At 71.9% G+C, this 22,697-nt stretch carries 25 protein-coding genes; 13 read left to right on the forward strand and 12 right to left on the reverse strand.

The window, feature by feature from the left end; translation table 11 throughout:
- Positions 1–57: 57 nt before the first annotated feature.
- Both ACP56T_RS12730 and ACP56T_RS12735 read left to right on the forward strand, forming a co-directional pair.
- Positions 58–312: a DUF3072 domain-containing protein gene (locus tag ACP56T_RS12730; RefSeq protein WP_430912490.1), complete on the forward strand. Its 255-nt coding sequence runs from the start codon at positions 58–60 to the stop codon at positions 310–312.
- Between the two features lie 110 nt (positions 313–422).
- Positions 423–647 (forward strand): Flp family type IVb pilin, encoded by a 225-nt coding sequence (locus tag ACP56T_RS12735; RefSeq protein WP_430912491.1) that lies wholly within the window; start codon positions 423–425, stop codon positions 645–647.
- 19 nt (positions 648–666) lie between these two features.
- Here ACP56T_RS12735 and ACP56T_RS12740 read toward each other — a convergent pair whose 3' ends face one another.
- The 3 genes from ACP56T_RS12740 to ACP56T_RS12750 form a co-directional block, all read right to left on the reverse strand.
- Complete coding sequence (locus ACP56T_RS12740) at positions 667–1,467, reverse strand: DUF937 domain-containing protein (protein ID WP_430912492.1); 801 nt, start codon at positions 1,465–1,467, stop codon at positions 667–669.
- A gap of 126 nt (positions 1,468–1,593) precedes the next feature.
- Entirely contained in the window at positions 1,594–3,030 is a 1,437-nt protein-coding gene (locus ACP56T_RS12745; RefSeq protein WP_430912493.1) for an MATE family efflux transporter, read from the reverse strand.
- The gene (locus ACP56T_RS12750) at positions 3,023–4,945 is read right to left on the reverse strand and encodes a monovalent cation:proton antiporter-2 (CPA2) family protein (RefSeq protein WP_430912494.1); all 1,923 of its coding nucleotides are present in this window, start codon (positions 4,943–4,945) and stop codon (positions 3,023–3,025) included. Before ACP56T_RS12750 ends, ACP56T_RS12745 begins: the two co-directional genes overlap by 8 nt.
- A 360-nt stretch (positions 4,946–5,305) precedes the next feature.
- On the opposite strand from ACP56T_RS12750, the gene ispH reads away from it, so the two are divergent.
- The 5 genes from ispH to ACP56T_RS12775 all read left to right on the forward strand — a co-directional run bounded on the left by ispH (position 5,306) and on the right by ACP56T_RS12775 (position 8,496).
- Entirely contained in the window at positions 5,306–6,304 is a 999-nt protein-coding gene (ispH, locus tag ACP56T_RS12755; protein WP_430912495.1) for a 4-hydroxy-3-methylbut-2-enyl diphosphate reductase, read from the forward strand.
- 120 nt (positions 6,305–6,424) lie between these two features.
- Positions 6,425–7,390, forward strand: coding sequence for a homoserine kinase (locus tag ACP56T_RS12760; RefSeq protein WP_430912496.1), 966 nt, complete (start codon positions 6,425–6,427; stop codon positions 7,388–7,390).
- Positions 7,387–7,839 carry a ribonuclease HI gene (gene rnhA, locus ACP56T_RS12765; RefSeq protein WP_430912497.1) on the forward strand — a complete coding sequence of 151 codons (453 nt, stop codon included), beginning with the start codon at positions 7,387–7,389 and terminating at the stop codon, positions 7,837–7,839. Before ACP56T_RS12760 ends, rnhA begins: the two co-directional genes overlap by 4 nt.
- Positions 7,840–7,928: 89 nt before the next feature.
- Complete coding sequence (locus ACP56T_RS12770) at positions 7,929–8,216, forward strand: BrnT family toxin (RefSeq protein WP_430912498.1); 288 nt, start codon at positions 7,929–7,931, stop codon at positions 8,214–8,216.
- A 10-nt stretch (positions 8,217–8,226) separates the two neighbouring features.
- A complete protein-coding gene (locus ACP56T_RS12775; RefSeq protein WP_430912499.1) occupies positions 8,227–8,496 on the forward strand; it encodes a BrnA antitoxin family protein in 270 nt (89 codons plus the stop codon).
- 7 nt (positions 8,497–8,503) lie between these two features.
- On the opposite strand, the gene ACP56T_RS12780 is transcribed toward ACP56T_RS12775, so the two are convergent.
- Positions 8,504–8,986 carry a peroxiredoxin gene (locus ACP56T_RS12780; RefSeq protein WP_430912500.1) on the reverse strand — a complete coding sequence of 161 codons (483 nt, stop codon included), beginning with the start codon at positions 8,984–8,986 and terminating at the stop codon, positions 8,504–8,506.
- A gap of 177 nt (positions 8,987–9,163) precedes the next feature.
- Between ACP56T_RS12780 and ACP56T_RS12785 the strand changes: the two genes are divergently transcribed.
- Positions 9,164–9,769 (forward strand): YqgE/AlgH family protein, encoded by a 606-nt coding sequence (locus ACP56T_RS12785; protein ID WP_430912501.1) that lies wholly within the window; start codon positions 9,164–9,166, stop codon positions 9,767–9,769.
- Between the two features lie 3 nt (positions 9,770–9,772).
- Here ACP56T_RS12785 and ACP56T_RS12790 read toward each other — a convergent pair whose 3' ends face one another.
- A complete protein-coding gene (locus tag ACP56T_RS12790) occupies positions 9,773–10,753 on the reverse strand; it encodes a cupin domain-containing protein (RefSeq protein WP_430912502.1) in 981 nt (326 codons plus the stop codon).
- A 384-nt stretch (positions 10,754–11,137) separates the two neighbouring features.
- Here ACP56T_RS12790 and dnaK point away from each other — a divergent pair, with 384 nt between their 5' ends.
- The 4 genes from dnaK (at position 11,138) to ACP56T_RS12810 (ending at position 15,752) form a co-directional block, all read left to right on the forward strand.
- Positions 11,138–13,051, forward strand: a complete 1,914-nt coding sequence (gene dnaK, locus ACP56T_RS12795; protein ID WP_430912503.1) for a molecular chaperone DnaK — start codon at positions 11,138–11,140, stop codon at positions 13,049–13,051.
- A 288-nt stretch (positions 13,052–13,339) separates the two neighbouring features.
- The gene (gene dnaJ / locus ACP56T_RS12800; RefSeq protein ID WP_430912504.1) at positions 13,340–14,491 is read left to right on the forward strand and encodes a molecular chaperone DnaJ; all 1,152 of its coding nucleotides are present in this window, start codon (positions 13,340–13,342) and stop codon (positions 14,489–14,491) included.
- A gap of 161 nt (positions 14,492–14,652) precedes the next feature.
- Positions 14,653–15,288 carry a class I SAM-dependent methyltransferase gene (locus ACP56T_RS12805; RefSeq protein ID WP_430912505.1) on the forward strand — a complete coding sequence of 212 codons (636 nt, stop codon included), beginning with the start codon at positions 14,653–14,655 and terminating at the stop codon, positions 15,286–15,288.
- Between the two features lie 146 nt (positions 15,289–15,434).
- Positions 15,435–15,752: a hypothetical protein gene (locus tag ACP56T_RS12810; RefSeq protein ID WP_430912506.1), complete on the forward strand. Its 318-nt coding sequence runs from the start codon at positions 15,435–15,437 to the stop codon at positions 15,750–15,752.
- Between the two features lie 46 nt (positions 15,753–15,798).
- Here ACP56T_RS12810 and deoA read toward each other — a convergent pair whose 3' ends face one another.
- From deoA to cdd, 4 genes are read right to left on the reverse strand one after another with little or no spacing between them, the layout of a single operon-like run.
- Positions 15,799–17,094, reverse strand: coding sequence for a thymidine phosphorylase (gene deoA, locus ACP56T_RS12815; protein ID WP_430912507.1), 1,296 nt, complete (start codon positions 17,092–17,094; stop codon positions 15,799–15,801).
- On the reverse strand, positions 17,091–17,837 hold the full coding sequence (deoC, locus tag ACP56T_RS12820; RefSeq protein WP_430912508.1) for a deoxyribose-phosphate aldolase: 747 nt from the start codon (positions 17,835–17,837) through the stop codon (positions 17,091–17,093). Before deoC ends, deoA begins: the two co-directional genes overlap by 4 nt.
- The gene (locus ACP56T_RS12825) at positions 17,834–18,697 is read right to left on the reverse strand and encodes a purine-nucleoside phosphorylase (protein WP_430912509.1); all 864 of its coding nucleotides are present in this window, start codon (positions 18,695–18,697) and stop codon (positions 17,834–17,836) included. The genes deoC and ACP56T_RS12825 overlap by 4 nt, the downstream gene beginning before the upstream one ends.
- Entirely contained in the window at positions 18,690–19,184 is a 495-nt protein-coding gene (gene cdd / locus ACP56T_RS12830) for a cytidine deaminase (RefSeq protein WP_430912510.1), read from the reverse strand. Before cdd ends, ACP56T_RS12825 begins: the two co-directional genes overlap by 8 nt.
- Before the next feature lie 50 nt (positions 19,185–19,234).
- Here cdd and ACP56T_RS12835 point away from each other — a divergent pair, with 50 nt between their 5' ends.
- Positions 19,235–19,450 carry a DUF2093 domain-containing protein gene (locus tag ACP56T_RS12835; RefSeq protein ID WP_430912511.1) on the forward strand — a complete coding sequence of 72 codons (216 nt, stop codon included), beginning with the start codon at positions 19,235–19,237 and terminating at the stop codon, positions 19,448–19,450.
- On the opposite strand, the gene lpxK is transcribed toward ACP56T_RS12835, so the two are convergent.
- The 3 genes from lpxK to ACP56T_RS12850 are packed head-to-tail and all read right to left on the reverse strand — an operon-like array spanning position 19,431 to position 22,472.
- Positions 19,431–20,423 carry a tetraacyldisaccharide 4'-kinase gene (lpxK, locus tag ACP56T_RS12840; RefSeq protein WP_430912512.1) on the reverse strand — a complete coding sequence of 331 codons (993 nt, stop codon included), beginning with the start codon at positions 20,421–20,423 and terminating at the stop codon, positions 19,431–19,433. The genes ACP56T_RS12835 and lpxK overlap by 20 nt on opposite strands.
- 7 nt (positions 20,424–20,430) lie before the next feature.
- Positions 20,431–21,738 carry a 3-deoxy-D-manno-octulosonic acid transferase gene (locus tag ACP56T_RS12845; RefSeq protein ID WP_430912513.1) on the reverse strand — a complete coding sequence of 436 codons (1,308 nt, stop codon included), beginning with the start codon at positions 21,736–21,738 and terminating at the stop codon, positions 20,431–20,433.
- Positions 21,735–22,472: a lysophospholipid acyltransferase family protein gene (locus tag ACP56T_RS12850; protein ID WP_430912514.1), complete on the reverse strand. Its 738-nt coding sequence runs from the start codon at positions 22,470–22,472 to the stop codon at positions 21,735–21,737. Before ACP56T_RS12850 ends, ACP56T_RS12845 begins: the two co-directional genes overlap by 4 nt.
- Positions 22,473–22,697 lie beyond the last annotated feature (225 nt).

Raw genomic sequence — 22,697 nt, forward strand, 5'->3', positions numbered from 1 at the left:
GGAACCCGGCCTCCGGCTCCGGGTTGATCGGAACGTTTCAAGAACGAAAGGTTCCCCATGAGCAAGACCGCCCCCGGCACGGCGAAAGTCCCCAAGAGCGATCCGAACGGCGATCCGGCGGACGCCTCGAACCGGATCAAGGATCCCGACGACTGGACCACCGGCGGCGAGCCGATGACCGGCGCGCAGGCCTCCTACCTCAAGACGCTGTCCGAGCAGGCCAAGGACCCGGACGCCTTCGACCCGGACCTCGACAAGGCCGACGCCTCCAAGCGCATCGACGCTCTGCGGAGGGAGACGGGCAAGGGCTGACCGCCCGCCTCGCACACGGGTTCGCGAGTCCGCGTTCTCCTTAAGCCCCTGGCAAGGGCTGTGCGCTATCATCGCCGCCTGCGCCGGTTTCGGACGCGGGGGCGGACCTGATGGCGCGAGCCGGACAGCACGAGGAGCGAGGGATCGCCACGCGGGACGGGGCGCGGGCCCTGCTGCGCGCCTTCCGCAGGGATGCCCGAGGCGCCACGGCCATCGAATACGGGATGATCGGGTTCCTGGTCTTCGCCGTCGCCGCCGGGGCGATCAAGCTCTACGGAACCCAGCTCAACAACGTCTACAACACCATCGGCACGACGATCTCGCAGGCCCAGTAGCCCGGCGGAGGCGCCCCGCTCAGTCGCGCTTGACGGTCCTCGGCCGGGCGGTGCGCGGGCCGGCGCGCGGCGGTTTCACGGGCGCGGCCACCGGGGCGGGGGGCGCCGCCTTTTCCGGCTCCGGCGCTCCGTCCGTCCAGAAGGCGTCGAAGATGCCCCTCATCGCCCGGACATTCTCCTCCTGAACCTCGGCCCCGGTCAGCAGCATCTGCTGGAAGATGTCGACCTGCTTGGCCACCGCCGCGCCGGACGGCTCCCCCTCTGGCCTGCCGGTGTCAGGCTTGCTGGGCTCGGACTTGCCGGGGCTCGCCTTGCCGGGCTCCGGCTTTCCCGCCTCGGGCTTGCCGGCGGATTTGGGTTCGGGGGGCGCCGGCTCGGAACGGGAGGCGCCGGGCGGGCTGCCCGCGGGCGACAGGAAGCCCTTCATCATGTCCGTCCAGAACGCCTGCCCCGCGAGGAAGGGGTTGGCCGGCTCGGGTTCCGGCGCGGGCTGAGGCGCCTGCTGGTTGAGGAGCATGTGGACGATGCTCGCCACCACCATGCCCGCCATCATCGGCAGCATCTGGCGCAGGGCCTGGCCGCCGACCCCGCTCGCGGAGGCCGCCTGACGGATCACCGCCTGGCTCAGTATCGGCGAGGCGAACAGCTTCAGAAGGCCCGTGGGCTCCTCGGGATCGTGGCGCTGGAGGCCGAAGGCGAAGGCCGGCAGCAGGGCCTCCATGGCCCGGCGCGTCTGGTCGGGGGTGAGGCCGAACTGCTGGCCGATGCCCTGCATGCCGGCGGCGTTCTGGCCTTGCAGCATGTCGAACGGGTTGAACATGACCTGAGGCCCCGCAGCGGCCGGCGCCGACGCGCCGCAGGCACAGTCCGCGTGCCTGCGCGAGACTTTATCCTCAATCCCGCCCGGCTGACCAGCGACGCGGTGCCGCCGTCCCCTCCGCCGGAATCAGACCGGGGCGCCGGCCCGAGCGGGTTCCACGGCGGGCTCCGCGTCCGGCTCCTCCGGCAGCGGAAGCGAGGCGGCGTCGAGGGCCCGCGCGCGCCGCTCCAGGCGCCCGACGGTGCCGAAGGCGAGCCCGATCCCCAGCGCCCCGAACAGCACCGAGCCGACCCCCACCCCGGCGATGACGCCCCTCGGGCCGTAGAGCGCCGCCCCGGCCAGCGCCGGCGGCATGGTGCCGAGGGTGGCGCGGCCCCAGTTCAGCACGGTAGAGAGGAAGGGGAAGCCGAGATTGTTGAAGGAGGCGTTGGCGAGGAACAGCAGGCCGTTGAAGAACCAGACCGCGCCGCTGACGAGGCAGAAGAAGGCGAACAGGTCGCCCGAGGCATCGTGCAGCTCGAACAATCGCATCAGCGGCTCGCGCACCAGCACGAGGGCGAGCCAGACCACGCCGACATAGGAGGCGGTGACCAGGGCGCCGTCGCGCAGCACCCCGCGCATGCGGTCGAAGCGGCGGGCGCCCCAGTTCTGCCCGAGGATCGGCCCGATCGAGCCGGACATGGCGAAGAGGCCGCCGAAGGCCACCGGCGTCAGCCGGTCGATGACGACATTGGCCGCCATCGCCTCCGGCCCGAAGCCCGAGAGCGCATGCGCGATGAAGCCGCTCGCCACGGAGGGCGCGAGGTTGGTCAGCACGGCGGGGAGCGCGATGCGGAACACGACGGGCGCGTCGGCGGCGAGGCAGGCGAGGCTCGGGCGGCCGAGCATCCGGCGGCGGCGCACGTAGTGCCAGCCGATCAGCGCGAAGGTCAGGCGGGCGATGCAGGTGGCGTAGGCCGCCCCGTCGACGCCGAGACCGGCGCCGAAGATGAGGAGCGGGTCGACGAAGGCGGTCACGAGGCCGCCGCCGAGCGTCACCGACATGGCCTGCCGGGCCTCCCCCGCCGCGCGCAGCAGGCCGGAGAACATCATCCCCGGCCCCATCAGCAGGTTCGAGGGCAGCGCGATCCAGAGGAAGCGCTTGGCGACGGTGAGCGTCTCCCCCTCCGCTCCGATCAGCCGCAGCAGCGGATCGAGCAGCGGCAGCATCAACGCGACGAGCAGGCCGGAGACCATCAGCCCGAGGAGGCTGGCCGAGGTCGCGAGCCGCCGTCCTCCCGCCTCGTCCCCCGCGCCGATGGAGCGCGAGACGAGGGCGCCGGCCGCGATCATCAGGCCGATATTGATGGCGATGGCGAAGAACTGGACGATGGTGGCGAAGCCCACCGCCGCCGTGAGCTTCGGATCGCCGAGCTTCGAAACGTAGAGCAGCGAGAGCAGGTCGACGACGAAGATCGCCATCAGGCCGACGGAGCCGGTGGCGCTCATCACCACGACATGCCGCAGGATCGAGCCCTCGACGAAGCGCGCCCCGGCCGGTCCCCGCGTCGGCGCCTCAGGCATCGGAGGCGTCGGTTTCCGGCTCCAGCGTGCGCTGGGCCGCCTCGCGGCGGGCGGTGCCGATGATGTCGCGGGTCTCGGCGTTGAGCGCGCGGGCCGGGCGCTGCGGCGCGGTCAGCGGCTCGGGCTTCAACTCGCCCTGGACGCTTCCGCGCATCCAGCCGGCGACGCCCTCGGGGAGCGCGCCGGCCTGCTGGAGCACGAGGCGGGCGACGTCGCGCTTCCTGACGTCGGCGGTGGTGCGCGCCGCCGTCTCGGGGGGGATGCCGAGCCCCTCCAGGGCGGCGCGGCCGAAGGCGAGGGCCGATTCGGCGGTCTCGCGCAGGACGAAATCCACGTCCCGGTTCATCAGCTCGACGGCATGCGAGCGGTCGAAGGCCCGCACATAGGTGCGCACGCTCGAAAACTCCTCATGGACCATGTCCACGATCTTCAGCGCCGCCTCGCGGTCGTCGATGCAGATGCAGACGAGCTCCACCCGGCCGATGCCGGCGGCGCGCAGCACGTCGAGGCGGGTGCCGTCGCCGTAATAGATGCGGAAGCCGAAGCGCGAGGCGGAGCGGATCTGCTCCACGTCCTTGTCGATGACGGTGACGCCGATCCCCTCCGCCAGCAGCACCTGCGTCAGGATCTGCCCGAAGCGGCCGAATCCGATGACGAGGACCCGCGCCTCGGCGTTCTCGACCACGTCCGAGGCGGGGCCGTCGCCGGGCATCTCGGGCTGCCGGCGGGCGAGGACGGCGTCGAGCGCCTTGGCCGCCACCGGCCCGACCAGCATGGTCAGCGCCGCGAGCGCCACGGCGAAACGCGTCGCGTTGGCGTCGAGGAGGCCGAGACCGGCGGCCACCGGCAGCAGCACGAAGGCGAACTCGCCCGCCGGCGCCAGGATCGCGGCGCCGCGCACCGCGTCGAGCCAGGGCGAGCCGAACACCCGGAACAGCCCCGCGACCAGGGCGACCTTGAGCAGGATGGCCCCCACGGTGGCCCCGAAGAGCAGCGGCCAGGACGCCTTCACCAGCCCGCCGTCGATGGACATGCCGACGCTCATGAAGAACAGGCCGAGCAGCATGCCGCGGAAGGGCTCGATATCCGCCTCGAGCTGGTGGCGGAAATTCGATTCGGCGAGGAGGATGCCGGCGAGGAAGGCGCCCATGGCCATGGAGAGCCCGACCTCCTGCATCAGGAGCGCGGTGCCGAGCACCACGAGCAGGGCCGCCGCCGTCATCACCTCGCGCGCGCCGCTCGCCGCCAGCATGCGGAAGAACGGGTTGAGGCCGTAGCGCCCGACCAGCACCACGGCGAGGATCGCGGCGAGCGCCTTGCCGGTGGAGCCCACCGCCTCGCTGAACCAGGGCCCCTCGGCGGTGCCGTGCCCCGCCCCGTGCCCTGCCTGGGCCAGCAGCGGCATCAGCGCCAGGATCGCCACCACCGACAGGTCCTGGAACAGCAGCACCGCGAAGGAGCGCCCGCCATAGGGCGTGCCGAGATCGCCGCGCTCCTCCAGGAGTTGCAGCGCCACGGCGGTGGCCGAGAGCGCGAGCGCGATGCCCACCACCACGGCGGCCGAGGGCGCCAGCCCGAAGAGCGAGCCCGCCGCGCCGAGCGCCGCCGAGCAGACGAGGAGCTGCGCCGTCCCGAGCCCGAAGATGTCGCGCCGCATGGAGACGAGCTGCGACAGATGCAGCTCGAGCCCCACGATGAAGAGCAGCAGCACCACCCCGATCTCGGCGACGCTCGCCGCCGTCTCCGGCTCGGCGATGAGCGAGAGGCCGAAGGGCCCGATCAGCACGCCGGCCACGAGATAGCCGAGCACCGCGCTCTGCCCGGCGAGCCGGAAGATCGGCACGCCGATCACGGCCGCCGACAGGAAGGTGAGGACCGGCGGCAGAAAGCTCGCGTGTTCGGAGGGACTCGCCATCTGAGTTGCGATCTTGGCCTTGCGGAGCCGGCAGCGGGCGCGGCCCGCGCCCCGGCAACGGGCGTCGGGTCACGGTCGTCGGGGCCTCTCGCGAAAGGGGGCTTGCGCGAGGAAAGGGCCTGTCCCCTTAGCCCGCCGGGCGGGCCCGCGCGAGCGGGCGCAGGTGCCTTTCCTCACATCCGGGCCTTCATGCGTCATGCGTCCGTGCAGGCGTCCGTGACAGCGCGGACGCACCCGCGCGGCTTTGCGCGCGGAAGGCTCACCCCGGCCGCCAAATGTGCTATGGAGCCCCTGCGAACGGGGGTTTTGCCCTCCGACAGGTTGACACGGCGCCCCGCGCCTCTCCACATCCGCTGGATCATGACCGCCGAACCCGCGACGCTCTCCCCCGCCCCGGCTTCCACGAAGCCCCCCCTCGAGATTCTGCTCTGCGCGCCGCGCGGCTTCTGCGCCGGCGTGGTGCGGGCCATCGACGTGGTGGAGCGGGCGCTCGCCATCTACGGGCCGCCGGTCTACGTGCGCCACGAGATCGTCCACAACAAGTACGTGGTCGAGAGCCTGAAGCGTAAAGGCGCCGTCTTCGTGCGCGAGCTCGACGAGGTGCCGGACGGCAACGCCCCGGTGATCTTTTCCGCCCACGGCGTGGCGAAGACCGTGCCGGCGAACGCCGACAGCCGCGGCCTCGTCACCATCGACGCCACCTGCCCGCTGGTGACGAAGGTCCACCGCGAGGCCGAGATCCACCACAAGCGCGGGCGCCACGTCCTCCTCGTCGGCCATTCCGGCCACCCGGAGGTGGTCGGCACCATGGGCCAGCTCCCGAAGGGCTCGATCACGCTGGTCGAGGACATCGACCAGATCGAGGCGCTGACGCCCGAGAACCCGAACAACCTCGCCTGGGTCACGCAGACGACCCTCTCGGTGGACGACACCCACCACATCGTCGAGGCCCTGAAGAAGAAGTTCCCGACCATCACCGGGCCGCACAAGGACGACATCTGCTACGCCACCACCAACCGTCAGGAGGCGGTGAAGCAGGTGGCGCCGCTGGTGGACGCGCTGATCGTCGTCGGCTCCTCCAACTCCTCGAACTCGCAGCGCCTGCGCGAGGTGGCCGAGCGCGTCGGCGTGCCTATCACCCGCCTCGTGCTGCGCGCCGAGGAGATCGACTGGGACGCCTTCACCAACATCCGCAAGCTCGGGCTCACGGCGGGCGCCTCCGCCCCCGAGGTGCTGGTGGAGGAGATCATCGACGCCTTCGCCGCCCGTTACGACGTCACCGTCGACACGGTCTCGACGGTGGTCGAGGACATGTCCTTCCCGCTGCCGCGCGAGCTGCGCAGCGAAGCGGCCGAGTAGATTTTTCCAGACGCGCCCTCACCGGGCCGGCGGACTGCAAGGGCGCCATCACGGCGCCCTTTGCTTTAGCGTATGTCCAGGCACTCGCCCTGGATCGTCCCAAGGAAGAGCGCGAACGACGTGGCCGTCTACACCGAGGTTTCCGACGCGGCGCTCACCGCCTTCCTCTCGGCCTACGAGATCGGCGGGCTGCTCTCCTACAAGGGCATCGCCGAGGGCGTCGAGAACACCAACTTCTTCCTGCACACCACGGCCGGCTCCTACATCCTCACCCTCTACGAGAAGCGGGTGCGCGAGGACGACCTGCCCTTCTTCCTCAACCTGATGGAGCATCTCGCCACGCGCGGGCTCGCCTGCCCGCAGCCGGTGAGGAACCGCGACGGCGCGGCGCTCGGGCGCCTCTGCGGACGGCCGGCGGTGATCGTCACCTTCCTCGAAGGCGTCTCGGTGAAGCAGCCAAACGCCGACCATTGCCGCGCGCTGGGCAAGGCGCTGGCCGAGCTCCACGCCGCCGGCGCCGATTTCGGCATGCGCCGCGAGAACAACCTCTCGGTCGCCTCCTGGCGGCCGCTCTTCGAGCAGGCGGAGGCCCAGGCCGACAGCGTCTCGCCGGGGCTGGCCGAGCGCACCCGCGCCGACCTCGCCGTGCTGGAGGCATCCTGGCCGACGGGGCTGCCGGGGGGCGTGGTCCATGCCGACCTCTTCACCGACAACGTGTTCTTCATCGGCGACGACCTCTCGGGGCTGATCGACTTCTACTTCGCCTGCACGGACGCCTTCGCCTACGACCTCGCCATCTGCCTCAACGCCTGGTGCTTCACGCCGGAGGGCGCCTATCGCCGCGACATGGGCGAGGCGCTCATCGCCGGCTACGAGGCGGTGCGTCCGCTCGACACCGCCGAGGTCGCAGCACTCCCGGTGCTGGCGCGCGGGGCGGCCCTGCGCTTCATGCTGACCCGCCTCGTCGACTGGCTGAACGTGCCGCCGGGGGCCCTCGTCCAGCCGAAGGACCCGCGCGAGTACGACCGCCGGCTGACCTTCCACCGCGCCGCCGCCGACGCGCGCGACTACGGGCTCGTCCGGTGAGCGAGGAGCAACGGGTCCGCATCTACACGGACGGCGCCTGCTCGGGGAATCCCGGCCCCGGCGGCTGGGGCGCGATCCTGATCTACGGCGAGAGCGAGCGCGAGATCTCCGGCGGCGAGGCGCACACCACCAACAACCGCATGGAGCTGCTCGCCGCCATCGAGGCGCTGGAGGCGTTGAAGCGCCCCTGCCGCGTCGACCTGTTCACGGACAGCCAGTACCTGCGCCAGGGCGTGACCGAGTGGATCCACGGCTGGAAGCGCCGCGACTGGCGCACCGCCGACAAGAAGCCCGTGAAGAACGAGGACCTCTGGCGCCGCGTCGACGCCGCGCGCGAGCGCCACGACGTCTCCTGGCACTGGGTCAAGGGCCACGCCAGCGATCCGCTGAACAACCGCGTCGACGCGCTCGCCGTCGCCGCCATGGCACCGTTCAAGGGGCGGCGCTGAGACAGCGGATCGGCGGCGCGAGCCCTCCGTCAGCCGGTCCCGAGAGTCTTCCCATGCCGCTGCATAGCTACTATTTGTAGTTACATAAAATGGGATTTCAGTGGGACCAGCGAAAGGATGCCGCCAATCAGGCCAAGCATCTCGTCGGCTTCCGACAGGCGGCCGAGATCTTTCGGGACTTCCATCTGACGCGCGAGGACAATCGGCGCGATTATGGCGAACGCCGCTTCATGGCCTTGGGGCTCTACGACGGTGTCGTCCTGCGCGTCGTCTACACCCTGCGAGACGCCGATATCCGCATCATCTCAGCCTGGAAGGCGAGCCGACATGACCGGGAAATCTACGCGGCGGCCCGAGCGGCTCGTCAGGTTCGATAGCCTGGACGACATGCCGCCCGCCCCTCCCGCGAGCGACGCCTTGAAGTCGCTCCGCGACGACGAGAGCGACGCCCGAGCCGCGAGCGATCCCGACGCGGGCGTCGTACCGCCGGGCTTCTGGGACACGGCCGAGCCCGTCGCGCCCGAGACCAAGGAGCAGATCACCCTGCGGCTCGACCCGGACGTGCTGCGGCATTTCCGCAGCACGGGAAAGGGCTATCAGTCCCGCATCAACGCGGTGCTGAAAAGCTACGTGCAGGCCCAGAAGCGGGCCGGCTGAGCCCCCCTCAGATCACCTTCAGCAGCGCCTCGGCGCCGGAGGCTTCCGCCTTGGAGGGGTTCTCCTCGATGTTGAGGACGCGCACGACGCCGTCGTCGATCAGGGCGGCGTAGCGCTTGGAGCGGATGCCGAGGCCGAAGCCGGTGCCGTCCATCTCCAGCCCCGCCGCCTTGGCGAAGTCGGCGTTGCCGTCGGCCAGGAACTCGATGCCCTCGGCGCCGCTCGCCTTCGACCAGGCGTCGAGCACGAACACGTCGTTGACGCAGGTCACGGCGACGGCGTCGACGCCGCGCGCCTTGATCTCGGCGAGGTGCTGGACGAAGCCCGGCAGGTGGTTGCGGTGGCAGCTCGGCGTGAAGGCGCCCGGAACCCCGACCAGCACCACGCGGCGGCCCTTGAACACGTCGTCCGTGGTCTTGGCCATGGGGCCGTCGGGGCCGTTCACCCGGAAGGTCGCCTGGGGAAGGTGGTCGCCGACCTGGATCGTCATGAGCGCTCTCCGCATGCGCGGCCCTCGCCGGGTCCGCCGAAGCTGGTGCGTCCGTCTAGCCCGGCGCCCGGAGAGTGTCGACCCGAGGCCACGCTTCGGAGGTCACGCTTCGGGGAGGGGCGCGCCCGGCGCGCTTTGCCCGCTGGACAAGACGGGGGCGGAGCGTAGCATGGCCCCATGCAGACAACCCGGCCGCGCGGACCCTCCGACTTTCTCGACGGCCAGTTCCTCGTGGCGATGCCGGGGATGTCGGACGAGCGATTCGTCCGCTCGGTGATCTATGTCTGCGCCCACTCGGCCGATGGGGCCATGGGCATCATCGTCAACAAGCCCGTCACCGACATCAACATGCCCGACCTCCTGGTCCAGCTCGACGTGGCGCCGGAGACCGACGCCATCCGGCTGCGCGAGCGGGTCGGGCACATGCCGGTGCTGATGGGCGGCCCCGTCGAGGGCAAGCGCGGCTTCGTGCTGCACACGGACGACTTCCACATCGCCCAGTCGACGCTCATCATCGACGACGGCATCTGCCTGACGGCGACGGTGGAGATCCTGCGCGCCATCGCCACCGGCGACGGCCCGGCGAGCGCCGTGCTGGCGCTGGGCTATGCCGGCTGGCAGGCGGGCCAGCTCGAGAGCGAGATCCTGGCGAATGGCTGGCTGAACTGCCCGGCCGACCCGGAGCTGATCTTCAACGCGGCGCTCGACACCAAATACGAGCGCACCCTGCGCATGAACGGCATCGACCCGGCGATGCTCTCGGCGAGCGCCGGCCGGGCCTGAGGCCTATTCCGCCACCGGCGGCGGCAGGCCGGCGGCATCCGGGTTCATGCCTTCCACCGGAGGCTTGCGCCGGGGCCGCGGGGTCGCGGCGGCGGTGGGCGCGGCGGTGGAGACGCCGAGCCGCGTGGCGAGCGCCAGCGCGCGCCCTTCCGTGAAGCGCAGGTGGCAGAAGCCGTGGGCGCCCTCGCGGGCATAGGTGCGGCAGACCTGCTCGCGATCGGAGGAGAACGCCGCCTGCTCGGTGACGATGGCGCGCACGTCCTCGCGCCGCGCCCGCTGGGTCATGACCTTGTAGTTGTCGCGCACCGCCTTGTCGGCGACGCCGCGCGCGCTGTCGAATTCGCCCGCGCGCCCGACGAGGGCGGCGGCGGGCGGTCCCCACAGGCCCGCCGGCGTGGTGGCGCAGTCGGCGGCGGAAAAGGTGCAGACCGGGTTGCCGCCGAGCGGCGTCACCAGAACGGCGCCCTCCATCACCTCGAAGCGCAGGGGGCATTCGGCCCCGGCCGCGTCGAAGCGGGCGATGCCGTCCGGGCGCCCCTCGGCGGTGAGGGTGAGCGGCTTGCCCTCGGCGAGGGGCACCTTGCAGGTCTCGGTGGGCTGCGAGACCTTGGTGCCGGGCAGCGTCACCCGCGCGGTCATGGCGGCGCCCGCCCGCTCCAGCTTCAGGCCGCCGTTGAGCCCGTTGAGGAGCAGGTCCTGGCCGTTCACGTTGTCGTCGCCGGGGGCCTTGAGCACCACCGGGCGCGGCGGCGTGGGGGCGGCCGGCTTCGCCTCGGCATTCGGATCGACCGGGGCGCCGGGCTGGCCGGGGGCCGCGCCAGGGGGCTGCGTGCCGGGCACGTCGCGCGGCGGAACCGGGGGCCTGGCCGCCCGGCCGATCCCGAAGAGTTCCTCGAAGAAGTTCTGCGCCGGGGCCGCGACCGTCAGGCCGGCGAGGATCGCGGCGGCGGCGAGCGGAACGGGGATCACGCGGCTGATACGCATCGGATCTTTCGGGCGCGGCCCTTTACGGCGGGCTCGTTCTGTGCGGTCGAGAGTTCTGTCTAGCACGCCATCGGTGGCGCGGACGTGGCAACAAGACAACAAATTCCGCCGCCGCCCGAGGGACATCGTCCCGCTTCCCGCCCCGAGCCCGCCGAGGGCCCGTGATCGGCACGGTGCCGGGCTTCGCCTTGCGAGCCCGGACGGACCTTCTTATATGCGACGAGGCGCGGGATTATGCGTCGGATCCGGCCGTTTCGGCCCCCGATCAGGCCCTTCTCCCGTATTCCAGATTCGCAACCGCACCACCATTTCGGCACCGCCATGGGCCGAGCCGCTTCGGGGCTCGGCGGTCTGCTTGAAGAGACACATCAGAGGGATCCCGCCATGGGTAAAGTCATCGGCATCGACTTGGGCACCACCAATTCCTGCGTGGCCGTCATGGAAGGCACGCAGCCCAAGGTCATCGAGAACGCGGAAGGCGCCCGCACCACCCCGTCCATCGTCGCGTTCACCGACGACGGGGAGCGCCTCGTCGGCCAGCCCGCCAAGCGGCAGGCCGTGACCAACCCGGAACGCACCTTCTTCGCCATCAAGCGTCTCGTGGGCCGCACCTACGACGACCCGATGACCCAGAAGGACAAGGGCCTCGTGCCCTACAAGATCGTCAAGGGCGACAACGGCGACGCCTGGGTCGAGGCGGACGGCAAGAAGTACTCGCCCTCGCAGATCTCGGCCTTCACGCTCCAGAAGATGAAGGAGACCGCCGAGTCGCATCTCGGCCAGCCGGTGACGCAGGCCGTCATCACGGTCCCCGCCTACTTCAACGACGCCCAGCGCCAGGCCACCAAGGACGCCGGCAGGATCGCCGGCCTCGAGGTGCTGCGCATCATCAACGAGCCGACCGCCGCGGCCCTCGCCTACGGCCTCGACAAGAAGAAGTCCGGCACCATCGCGGTCTACGACCTCGGCGGCGGCACCTTCGACGTCTCGATCCTCGAGATCGGCGACGGCGTGTTCGAGGTGAAGTCCACGAACGGCGACACCTTCCTCGGCGGCGAGGACTTCGACAACCGCGTGGTCGAGTACCTCGCGGCGGAGTTCAAGCGCGAGCAGGGCATCGACCTGACCAAGGACAAGCTCGCCCTCCAGCGCCTCAAGGAGGCCGCCGAGAAGGCCAAGATCGAGCTGTCCTCGGCGACCCAGACCGAGATCAACCTGCCCTACATCACCGCCGACGCCTCCGGGCCGAAGCACCTCGCCCTCAAGCTCTCGCGCGCCAAGTTCGAGAGCCTCGTGGACGATCTCGTCCAGCGCACCATCGAGCCCTGCAAGAAGGCGCTCAAGGATGCCGGCGTGACGGCCGCCGAGATCGACGAGGTGGTGCTCGTCGGCGGCATGATCCGCATGCCGAAGATCCAGGAGGTGGTGAAGTCCTTCTTCGGCAAGGAGCCCCACAAGGGCGTCAACCCGGACGAGGTCGTCGCCATCGGCGCCGCCGTCCAGGCCGGCGTGCTCCAGGGCGACGTCAAGGACGTGCTGCTCCTCGACGTGACCCCGCTCTCGCTCGGCATCGAGACGCTGGGCGGCGTGTTCACGCGCCTCATCGACCGCAACACCACGATCCCGACCAAGAAGTCCCAGGTCTTCTCGACGGCCGAGGACAACCAGAACGCCGTCACCATCCGCGTCTTCCAGGGCGAGCGCGAGATGGCGGCCGACAACAAGCTGCTCGGCCAGTTCGACCTGATGGGCATTCCGCCGGCCCCGCGCGGCCTGCCGCAGATCGAGGTGACCTTCGACATCGACGCCAACGGCATCGTCAACGTGACGGCCAAGGACAAGGCGACGAACAAGGAGCACCAGATCCGCATCCAGGCCTCCGGCGGCCTCTCGGACGCGGATATCGAGAAGATGGTCAAGGATGCCGAGGCCAATGCCGAGGCCGACAAGAAGCGCCGCGAGCTCGTCGAGGTGAAGAACCAGGGCGAGAGCCTGATCCACGCCACCGAGAAGTCGGTGAAGGAGTATGGCGACAAGGTCTCGGCCGACGACAAGGCCGGCATCGAGACCGCCATGACGGCGCTGCGCACGGCGCTCGAGGGCGAGGACGTCGAGGTCATCAAGTCCCGCACCACGGACCTGATGCAGGCCTCGATGAAGCTCGGCGAGGCAATGTACGCGGCCAGCCAGTCGGCCGAGGGCGCCCCTGAGGGCGCCGCCGGAGAGCCGAAGAAGGACGACGTCATCGACGCCGACTTCCAGGAAGTCGACGACAAGGACCACAAGAAGCGGGCGTGAAAGCCCCGCCAGCGGGTCTTCCCTCCCCCCTTCGCGGGGGAGGGTGGCCCGCGAAGCGGGTCGGGAGAGGGGAGCGCCGCGTCCGGAAACGGCGCTCCCCTCTCCCGACCCTCGCCGAGGCGAGGCCCACCCTCTCCCGCGGAGGGGAGAGGGACGAGGCTCAGGCGTGAAAGTTGCTCGGCGGCAGAGGCGACGGCCATGCTAGAGCAGGGACCGGCATTCGAGAGAATGGACCGGTCATCGACCGTCCCGCCTGGGGGCGATGCGGACGAGGTTTGAAGGCAGGGCATGTCGAAGCGGGATTACTACGAGGTCCTGAGCGTCTCGAAGACCGTGACGGACGGCGAGCTGAAGGTGGCCTTCCGCAAGCTCGCCATGGTCCATCACCCGGACCGGAATCCCGGCGACAAGGAAGCCGAGATCAAGTTCAAGGAGATCAACGAGGCCTATCAGTGCCTCTCCGACAGCCAGAAGCGCGCCGCCTACGACCGCTTCGGCCACGCCGCCTTCAGTCAAGGCGCGGGCGGCCCCGGAGGCCCCGGATTCGGCAACGAGTTCGGCGACTTCATGTCGGACATCTTCGACAATTTCTTCGGCGACGGGCGCGGCGCGCAGCGCGGGCGCGGCCAGCCCGGCCGCGAGCGCGGCTCGGACCTGCGCTACAACCTCGAGATCACCCTGGAGGAGGCGTTCTCCGGCAAGACCGAGACCATCAAGATCCCCACCACCATCACCTGCGACGCCTGCGCGGGGTCGGGCGCCAAGCCCGGCTCCAAGCCGCGCCAGTGCCCGACCTGCGGCGGCTACGGACGGGTGCGGGCGGCGCAAGGCTTCTTCGCCATCGAGCGGACCTGCCCGAACTGCCACGGACGCGGCGAGGTCATCGACGATCCCTGCGGCGCCTGCTCGGGGGCCGGACGCCTCAGCCGCGAGCGCACGCTCTCCATCAACGTGCCGGCGGGCGTCGACGACGGCCTGCGCATCCGTCTCGCCGGCGAGGGCGAGAGCGGGCTGCGCGGCGGCCCGGCGGGGGATCTCTACGTCTTCCTCTCGATCAAGCCGCACGAGTTCTTCCAGCGCGACGGCGCCGACCTGTTCTGCCGGGTGCCGATCTCCATGGTGACGGCGGCGCTGTCCGGCGAGATCACCGTGCCGGTGATCGACGGCTCGCAGACCCAGGTGCGCATCCCCGCCGGCACGCAGACGGCCAAGCAGTTCCGCATCAAGGGCAAGGGCATGCCGGTGCTGCGCGCCCGCGATGTCGGCGACCTCTACATCCAGGTCTTCGTGGAGACGCCGCAGAACCTGACCAAGCGCCAGCGCGAGCTGCTCCAGGAGTTCGACCAGACCGCCTCGGACGAGAACCACCCGGAAAGCGCCGGCTTCTTCTCCAAGGTGCGCGACTTCTTCGACGGCTTCGGCGGCTCGGCCCGCCAGTGAGCGGATCGGCCCCCGCATCTCCCCCTCGGGGATGTGGCGGTGCCGCCGCGCCCCGGCGCCTTACGCCGCCGGCAGACAGTCCCGTGCCGTCCGCGCCTTGACGCGGACGGGGGTTTCGTCGTCTAGCCTAAAGCCTCTCCCGTAGTACGAGGACACTCGTCTTGCCGCCGCTACGCCGTCCCAGCGCGAAGGTCATGGCCGCCGATTCCATCGTGCGGGAGCGGCGAGAGGTTCTGGAGGACGACGCGCGGTTCCTGCGTTCGTGGTTCGAGCGGCCTCTCGTCACCGGCTCGGTGACACCCTCCGGCCGCATGCTGGCGCGGACCATGGCCTCCTATGTCGATCCGCGCAGCGAAGGGCCGATCGTCGAGCTCGGCCCCGGCACCGGCCCGGTGACGGAGGCGCTGATCCGGCGCGGCATCGACGAGGACCGTCTCGTCCTCGTCGAGTTCAACCCGGATTTCTGCCGGCTCCTGCGCAGCCGCTTCCCGCGCGCCACCGTGGTGCCGGGGGACGCCTACGACATCCGCCGTACCCTCGGGACCATGCTCGAGGCGCCGGGCGCGGCCACCATCTCCAGCCTGCCGCTCTTCACCAAGCCCCTGGAGCAGCGCCTCGACCTGCTGAACGCCGCCCACGACCTGATGCATCCGGGCGCGCCTTTCGTGCAGTTCACCTATGCCGTGGTGCCGCCGATCCCGGCCCGCTGCGAGGCCGGGAGCTACACCGCGAGCCCCTCGAACCGGGTCTGGCTCAACCTGCCGCCGGCGCGGGTCTGGGTGTACCGCCGGCCCTGATTTAATCCCTTCTCCGAGCGGAAAGTTTTGTCAGCGGATGTGACTCCCTGGCTCAGCGGGGGTTCAGGCGCCCGGCGATAACCCTTTCGTGATGATCCGGCAGCGTTCCCGCCGCCGGGCATGATGAGAACGGGAGATCGCCCACGATGTCGTCGCGCATCCAACGTCCCCTCGCCGGCCTCGCCCTGGCCGCCGCGCTCGCCGCCGGCCTGTTCGCCGCCGCGCCCCGCGCGGAAGCCGCGCCGCTCGCCCCGTCCCCGGCAATCGCCGGAGAGGCCGATGCCGGCCTGACGCAGGTGCAGTACGGCTACCATCGCCATCATCACCACGGCTGGGGCCATCGCCGTCATCACGGCTGGGGACATCATCACCATGGCTGGGGCCACCGCCATCACGGCTGGGGCCATCGTCACCATGGGGGGCACCGTCATCACGGCTGGGGCCACGGCCACCATCGCTGGTGATCCGGCATGAACGGGGCCGGGAGCGCGTACGCTCCCGGTCCTTCCCTCACGCGTCGATGCGCTCCAGAACAGCAGGCCCTTCGGGCGCGGCCTCACCCATCGCGTAGGCCGCGCGCAGAGCAGCCTCCGCCGCGTCGGCGCTTGCCTCGTCGCGGGCATGCACCACCCCGAGCAGCCCGGCCGCGTCGCCCGGCCGAGCGAGGTCCGTGAGCCCGACGCTCGGATCGATGCCGTCCTGCGGCCGCGTGCGGCCTCCCCCGAGGCCGATCACGGCGAGCCCGAGCGCCCGCGTGTCCACGCGCGCCACGCTCCCCCCGGCCTCCACCCGGCGCCGCACGGGCGCCTCCGGCAGATACGAACCCGCCCGGTCGAGACAATCCGCCGGGCCGCCGAGCGCCGCCACCATGCGCGCGAAGATCTCCGCCGCCTTGCCGGACGCAAGCGCGGCGTCGAGCCTCCGCGTCGCCTCCCCGGTATCGGCCGCGAGCCGCCCGGCCACCAGCATCTCGGCGGCGAGCGCCGTCGTCACCGCGTGGAAGCGCGGCTCCCGGCGGCGCCCGGTGAGATGATCCACCGCATAGGCGACTTCGAGGGCGTTGCCGGCGGCGCTCGCCAAGGGCGCGTCCATATCCGTGATGAGCGCGGTGGTGCGCAGCCCCGCGCCGTTGGCCACCGCGACGATGCTGCGGGCGAGCGCCCTCGCCTGCTCCGTCTCTGCCATGAAGGCGCCCGAGCCCGTCTTCACGTCCATGACGAGGCCCTGGAGCCCGGCCGCGAGCTTCTTCGACAGGATCGATGCGGTGATGAGATCGAGCGATTCCACCGTGCCGGTGACGTCGCGGATGGCGTAGAGGCGCCGGTCGGCCGGAGCGAGGTCGTCGGTCTGGCCGATGATGGCGCAGCCGACCGCGCGCACCACCGCGCGCAGCCGCTCCAGCCCCGGCGTCGCGTCGTAGCCGGGGATGCTCGCGAGCTTGTCGAGGGTGCCCCCCGTATGCCCGAGCCCGCGCCCCGAGATCATCGGCACGTAGCCGCCGCAGGCCGCCACCAGCGGCGCCAGCACCAGGCTCACGGTGTCGCCGATGCCGCCGGTGGAGTGCTTGTCGAGGACGGGGCCGGGCAGGTCCCAGGCGAGCACCGTGCCGGAGGCCGTCATCGCCCGCGTCAGCGCCACGCGCTCGGGGAGGGAGAGCCCCCGGAAGAACACCGCCATGGCGAAGGCCGCCGCCTGCCCCTCGGTGACGCGCCCGTCCGTGAGCCCGGCGACGAAGGCGGCGATCTCGGCCTCGGGCAGCGCGGCGCCGTCGCGCTTCGAGCGGATGGTCTCCTGGGGCGGCCTCACGCGCCTGCCCCCGCCGCGTCGCGCAGGACGGAAAACAGGCTGCTGGCGCCGAGCCGGAAGGTTTTCGGGCCCACCCAGCCCGGCCCCATGAGTTTATCGGCGAGGTCGAGATAGGTCGCGGCGTCGGCGAGCGTGCGCAGGCCCCCGGAGACCTTGAGCCCCGCCGGGCGCCCCTCATGCCCGCGCAGAACGCCGAGCAGCGCCTCGGCGGCCTGGGGCGTCGCCGAGACCGGGCTCTTGCCGGTGGAGGTCTTCAGGAAATCCGCCCCGGCGGAGAGCGCCAGACGGCCGGCGGCGGCGATCCGCTCGGGGGATTCCAGCGCGCCGGTCTCCAGGATGACCTTCAGCACCGTCCTCGCGCAGATGTCGCGGACGGCCTCGACCATGTCGCGGGCCACGCCTTCGTCCCCGCGCAGGAAGGCGCGATAGGGCAGCACGAGGTCGATCTCGTGGGCGCCGTCGGCGACGGCCTCGCGGGCGTCGTCCAGGGTGCGCTCGACATCCTCGCCCCCGGCCGGGAAATTGACCACGGTGGCGATCCGCACCGGGCTGCCGGCGAGACCCCGGCCGCATTGCGAGACGTATTGCGGCCAGACGCAGACCGCCGCGACGCCGCTCTCCCGCGCATCCCGGCAGAGGGCGTCGACGGCGCTCGCCGTGCAGGCGTCCGACAGGTCCGTCAGGTCGAGGAGCGAGAGGGCGCGCCGCGCCGTCGCTGCGGGATCGGAGAGGGCTGCGCTCATGCGGGGCTCCCGGAGGACGGGGTGTCGAGACGGGCGACGAAGGCCGCCGCGAGGCGGACGAGATCGGCGGCGGCGGCACCCGCCACCGCCTTGGTCTCGGCATGGTGCGGATCGCCGCCGCCGATGCCGGCGGCCCGGTTCGTGACCACGGAGAGCGCGGCGACGCGCAGGCCGAAGAAGCGGGCGAGGATCGTCTCGGGCACCGTCGACATGCCGACGAGATCGGCGCCGAGCCGGCCGGCCATGCGCACCTCGGCGGGAGTCTCGAAGCTCGGACCGCAGAACCAGGCATAGACGCCCTCGTGCAGGGCGATGCCGCATTCCGCAGCCGCATCCGCCAGATGCGCGCGCAGACGCGCATCGTAGGCGTCGGTCATCGGCACGAAGCGGGCGTCGGAGGGCTCGCCGACGAGGGGGTGGAGGCCGGAGAGGTTGATGTGGTCGATGAGCGCCACCAGGCTGCCGGGGCCGGCCCGCGGCATCAGCGAGCCGCTGGAATTGGTGAGCAGCAGCGCGCCCGCGCCGAGCGCGGCGAGCGTTCCCACCGGCACCCGCATGGCCGCCGCGTCGCCCCGCTCGTAGGCATGCGCCCGCCCCTCCAGCACCAGCACCGGCCGCCCGGAGAGAACCCCGCGATGCAGCCGGCCGCCATGGCCGCTGACGCCGGGCCGGGGAAAGCCGGGAATCGCGTCGTAGGGCAGCGATACGCGCTCGCCGAGGGCGTCCGCGAGCGTCCCGAGGCCCGTGCCGGTGACGACGGCGCAGGCGAAGGGGCCGCCGAACCCGGCCCCGCGCAGATGCGCGGCGGCCTCGGCGACCCGTGGGTCGGCGAGGCGTGGGTCGGGGACGGGCTCAGGCATCGCCGGCCAGCGTCTCGGGGCCGAAGGAGGCGGGCAGGAGCTGCTCCAGGGTGAAGCTCGCCAGCACCCGGCGCGGATCGGCGGCATGGATCGGCGTGGCGGGATCGGCGAACTCGCGGATGCGCTGGCGGCAGGCGCCGCAGGGCGTCACCGGGCCGTCGCCCTCCGCCAGCACCAGGATCTCGCGGATGCGCCGCCCGCCGGCCGCGACCATGGCCGAGATCGCCCCGCCCTCGGCGCAGGTGCCGACCGGATAGGCCGCGTTCTCGACGTTGCAGCCGGCATGCACGGCGCCGGTCTCGTCGCGCAGCGCCGCCCCGACCCGGAAGCGCGAATAGGGCGCATGCGCACGCTCGCGGACGGTCCGCGCGGCCTGGAAGAGGGCGTCGAGTTCGGGGCTCACCGGGCCGGCCCGGTGCTGGCATGGTCGCGCATGCCCGATCTTTGGCACCCGCCCGGCGGGGCTGTCGAGGGCCCGCATCGACAAGCGTGCCTCCGGCCCATAAACCGGCTCGGACGACGAGACGGAGAAGCGCGATGCTGGGGCGTTACGAGCGCGGCGCAAGCGGCGAGGCGATGGTGGAATACGGCGACGGCACCATGCGCGTCGTCAAGCCGGGCAGCTTCGTGCGCTGCGCCGTCACCGGCGAGGCGATCCCCCTCGACGACCTGCGCTACTGGAGCGTCGAGCGCCAGGAGGCCTACGCCTCCCCCGACGCGATCATGAGCCGGCTCAAGCCCGCGCAACCCTGAGCGCGACGGCCGCCGCGAGCGCGGCGCGCATCGCCGCCTCGTCGGCGAAGCGCAGGGCCACGGGCAGGGTGCGCACCCGCGCCGCGAAGTCGGGAGCCAGACGCACCGCGTCCTTCTGCGTGGTGACGAGCTCGGCGCCGAGCCGGTCCGCCGCCTCGGCCAGCGCCGCGAGATCGTGCGGCCGGTAGGCGTGGTGGTCGGGAAAGGCGCGCGTCTCGGCGAGATCGGCGCCGATCCCGCGCAGGGTCGCGAAGAACTTCTCCGGCCGGCCGATGCCGGCGAAGGCGAGCAGCCGGCGGCCGCCGAGATCGTGGGCGCCGGGCAGCAGCCGCGCCCGGTGGACGGGGAGCCCGCGCCGTCCGGCCTCCTCCGCCAGGGTCTCGCCCGCCGCGCCCTCGCCGACGAGGAGCAGGCCACCCACATGGGGCCATTGCCGGGCGAGCGGCGCCCGCAAGGGCCCGGCGGGAAAGGGCAGGCCGTTGCCGATGCCGGCCTCCGCGTCGACCACGGCGAGCGCGAGGTCCTTCGCCAGGCCCGGATTCTGGAGGCCGTCATCCATCACCACCACGTCGGCGCCGAGCGCCGCGCAGAGCCGGGCCCCGGCGGCCCGGTCGCGCGATACGACGGTGGGGGCGCAGGCCGCGAGCAGCAGCGGCTCGTCGCCGACATCCCCCGCGCCATGCGCGGCGGGATCGACCGCCGCCGGCCCGGCGATGCGGCCGCCGTACCCCCGGCTGAGGAAGGCGGGCTTGCGGCCGAGATCGCGCAGCAGCGCCGCCACGGCGAGGGCGGCCGGGGTCTTGCCGGCGCCGCCGAGGGTGAAGTTGCCGAGGCAGACCACCGGCAGCGCCGCCCGCGCGCCGGGGCGCTCCATGCGCGCGGCGGCGCGGCCTCCATAGGCGGCGCCCAGCGGCGACAGCAGCCGCGCCAGGGGATGGGCGGGCGTGGCGGCCCAGAAGCGCGGCGGCCTCAAGCGGGGCTCACGCGACGGGCTTCATGGCCGCGAGCTTCATCTGCGCGATGAAGGGATCGAGCACCGAGAGCGTGCGCTGCACCGCCCCCTCGAACGGATGGAGCGCGCGCTGGCCGGCCTCGGCCATGCCGGCGACGCGGCGGGGGTCCGAGAGCAGCGTGCCGATGGCCGCCGTGAGCCCGGCGCCGTCCGTCACCGCCAGCGCCCCGCCGGCGGCGTCGAGCGCCGGATAGACCTGCGCGAAGTTGTGGGTATGGGGCCCGTGTACCACCGCCGAGACCAGCCGGATCGGTTCGATCGGGTTCTGGCCCCCGCGCGGCACCATGGAGCCGCCGAGGAAGACGAGCGGGCTCAAGCGGTAGAACAGGCCGAGCTCGCCCAGCGTATCGGCGACATAGACCTCGACGGAGGGGTGCGGGCGGCCCCCGGCGGACCGGCGCGCGGTGCGCAGGCCGGCGGCGGCGGCGATGCCGGCCACGTCGGCCCCGCGCGGCGGGTGGCGGGGCACCACGATGGTGAGGAGGCGGGGCAGCCGCTCCCTCAGCGCCGCGTGGACCTGCATGACGAGCTCGTCCTCGCCCGGATGCGTGCTCGCCGCCACCCAGACCGGGCGGTCGCCGATCATGTCGCGCAGATGGTCGAGCTGCTGCCCGTCCGCCGGGGGGATGGCCGCGTCGTATTTCAGGTTGCCGACGACGCTCACCCTCGGCGCGCCGAGCCGGGCGAAGCGCTCGGCGTCCTCCTTGGTCTGCGTCAGGCAGACGGCGATGCGCGCGAGCAGCGCCTGGGCCGTGCGCGGCGAGCGCTCCCAGCCCCGGAAGGAGCGCTGCGACATCCGTCCGTTGACGAGGAGCAGCGGGATGCCGCGCGCATGCAGCGCCATGATCGTGTTGGGCCAGATCTCGGATTCGGCCACCAGCGCGAGATCGGGCTGCCAGTGGTCGAGGAAGCGCTCGACCCAGCGCGGCGCGTCGAGAGGCACGTATTGATGGACCGCGCCGGCCGGCAGGCGCGCGCCCACCAGCTCGGCCGCGCTGCGGGTGCCGGTGGTGACGAGCACGGAGAAGCCGCGCGCGATCATGCCCTCCACGAGGCCGATCAGCGAGAGCGCCTCGCCGATGCTGGCGCCGTGCATCCAGGCGAGGGAGCCCACCGGGCGGGCGCGCCCCGCCAGCCCCCGGCGCTCGGCGATCCGCCCCGGATCCTCCTTGCCGTTCCGCGCCCTCCAGGCGAGGAGCCCCGCCACCGCCGGCTCGCCGAGATAGAGCCCGGTGCGGTAGGCCTTGAGCGCGAGGGTCAGCGGAGGCGCCCTCATGCCGCCGCCTCGCCGAGCCTGCCCGTCACCCGGTCGGGGCGCCCGACGAGGGTGTAGGCGTGGTCATGGACCCGGTTCATCTCGGCCTCCACCCGGCGGCGCAGCCCCTCGAAGGTCTCGTCGTCGACCTCGCGGGGCACGAAGATCGCCTCGCCGAAGACGATGGCGCCGCGCCCGAAGGGCAGCCCGAGGCAGGCCCGGTCCCAGGAGTTGAAGCGGATGTGCCGGCTCGTCACCACGGCGGTGGGGACGATCGGCCGCCCAGAGAAACGCGCCAGCGTCAGGATGCCGGCGTCGCAGACCCGCGAGACCTTGGGCACGTCGGCGCTGAAGGCGACGATCTCGCCGTTCTTCAGGGCGCGCAGCATGGCGCGCAGGCCCTCGGCCCCGCCCTTCGCCCTCGCGTCGCGCACCACCCGGCCCCGCGCGCCGGAGGCCCGGATCACCCGCACGCCGAGGGTCGTGAGGGCGATGGTATTGATGTTGCCGTCCGGGTTCCTCGAGATGATCGTCGAGACCCTGTCCTGCCGGCGCCGGGCGAAGGAGACCATGATGTGCTGGCCGTGCCACATGCCGGCGATGAAGGGCGACTGCGCGTCGAGCCACGGGTCGGCATCGCCCGGCACCACCGTGAAGCGGTTCGTGCGGCGCACCAGCGCGAGATAGCCCGCCGCCACGCGGCCGAGAGCCTGCTGGACGAGCGGATGACGGAGGAGGCGCTTGCCGAGGCTCATGTCTCGCTTCTGACACCCCGGATGGGCCGGCATGGCCGCGACGGGGCCGGATGTCGGAATCGGCGGATACGCGGGACGCCGGCCGGCGGCGGAAAGGCCCGCGCCGGTCGCCGGCTCTCTAGCTCCGAACCGGCCGTCCGCGCAACCGCGCCGCAGCGAAAGCCCTCCCCGTCCTTCTCGGAAAACCGCTATTGATTAGAATTATTATAATCTGTAGATTGGAAC

This window comes from Methylobacterium endophyticum (genome assembly GCF_050591105.1).
Classification (GTDB): Bacteria; Pseudomonadota; Alphaproteobacteria; order Rhizobiales; family Beijerinckiaceae; genus Methylobacterium.

Excerpts from the sequence above, each read along its gene's own strand:
- ACP56T_RS12730 (WP_430912490.1), top strand. The coding sequence starts at position 58 with ATGAGCAAGACCGCCCCCGGCACGGCGAAAGTCCCCAAGAGCGATCCG.
- ACP56T_RS12735 (WP_430912491.1), top strand. The coding sequence starts at position 423 with ATGGCGCGAGCCGGACAGCACGAGGAGCGAGGGATCGCCACGCGGGAC.
- ACP56T_RS12740 (WP_430912492.1), bottom strand. The coding sequence starts at position 1,467 with ATGTTCAACCCGTTCGACATGCTGCAAGGCCAGAACGCCGCCGGCATG.
- ACP56T_RS12745 (WP_430912493.1), bottom strand. The coding sequence starts at position 3,030 with ATGCCTGAGGCGCCGACGCGGGGACCGGCCGGGGCGCGCTTCGTCGAG.
- ACP56T_RS12750 (WP_430912494.1), bottom strand. The coding sequence starts at position 4,945 with ATGGCGAGTCCCTCCGAACACGCGAGCTTTCTGCCGCCGGTCCTCACC.
- ispH (WP_430912495.1), top strand. The coding sequence starts at position 5,306 with ATGACCGCCGAACCCGCGACGCTCTCCCCCGCCCCGGCTTCCACGAAG.
- ACP56T_RS12770 (WP_430912498.1), top strand. The coding sequence starts at position 7,929 with ATGGGATTTCAGTGGGACCAGCGAAAGGATGCCGCCAATCAGGCCAAG.
- ACP56T_RS12775 (WP_430912499.1), top strand. The coding sequence starts at position 8,227 with ATGCCGCCCGCCCCTCCCGCGAGCGACGCCTTGAAGTCGCTCCGCGAC.
- ACP56T_RS12780 (WP_430912500.1), bottom strand. The coding sequence starts at position 8,986 with ATGACGATCCAGGTCGGCGACCACCTTCCCCAGGCGACCTTCCGGGTG.
- ACP56T_RS12785 (WP_430912501.1), top strand. The coding sequence starts at position 9,164 with ATGCAGACAACCCGGCCGCGCGGACCCTCCGACTTTCTCGACGGCCAG.
- ACP56T_RS12790 (WP_430912502.1), bottom strand. The coding sequence starts at position 10,753 with ATGCGTATCAGCCGCGTGATCCCCGTTCCGCTCGCCGCCGCCGCGATC.
- dnaK (WP_430912503.1), top strand. The coding sequence starts at position 11,138 with ATGGGTAAAGTCATCGGCATCGACTTGGGCACCACCAATTCCTGCGTG.
- dnaJ (WP_430912504.1), top strand. The coding sequence starts at position 13,340 with ATGTCGAAGCGGGATTACTACGAGGTCCTGAGCGTCTCGAAGACCGTG.
- ACP56T_RS12810 (WP_430912506.1), top strand. The coding sequence starts at position 15,435 with ATGTCGTCGCGCATCCAACGTCCCCTCGCCGGCCTCGCCCTGGCCGCC.
- deoC (WP_430912508.1), bottom strand. The coding sequence starts at position 17,837 with ATGAGCGCAGCCCTCTCCGATCCCGCAGCGACGGCGCGGCGCGCCCTC.
- ACP56T_RS12825 (WP_430912509.1), bottom strand. The coding sequence starts at position 18,697 with ATGCCTGAGCCCGTCCCCGACCCACGCCTCGCCGACCCACGGGTCGCC.
- ACP56T_RS12835 (WP_430912511.1), top strand. The coding sequence starts at position 19,235 with ATGCTGGGGCGTTACGAGCGCGGCGCAAGCGGCGAGGCGATGGTGGAA.
- ACP56T_RS12845 (WP_430912513.1), bottom strand. The coding sequence starts at position 21,738 with ATGAGGGCGCCTCCGCTGACCCTCGCGCTCAAGGCCTACCGCACCGGG.
- ACP56T_RS12850 (WP_430912514.1), bottom strand. The coding sequence starts at position 22,472 with ATGAGCCTCGGCAAGCGCCTCCTCCGTCATCCGCTCGTCCAGCAGGCT.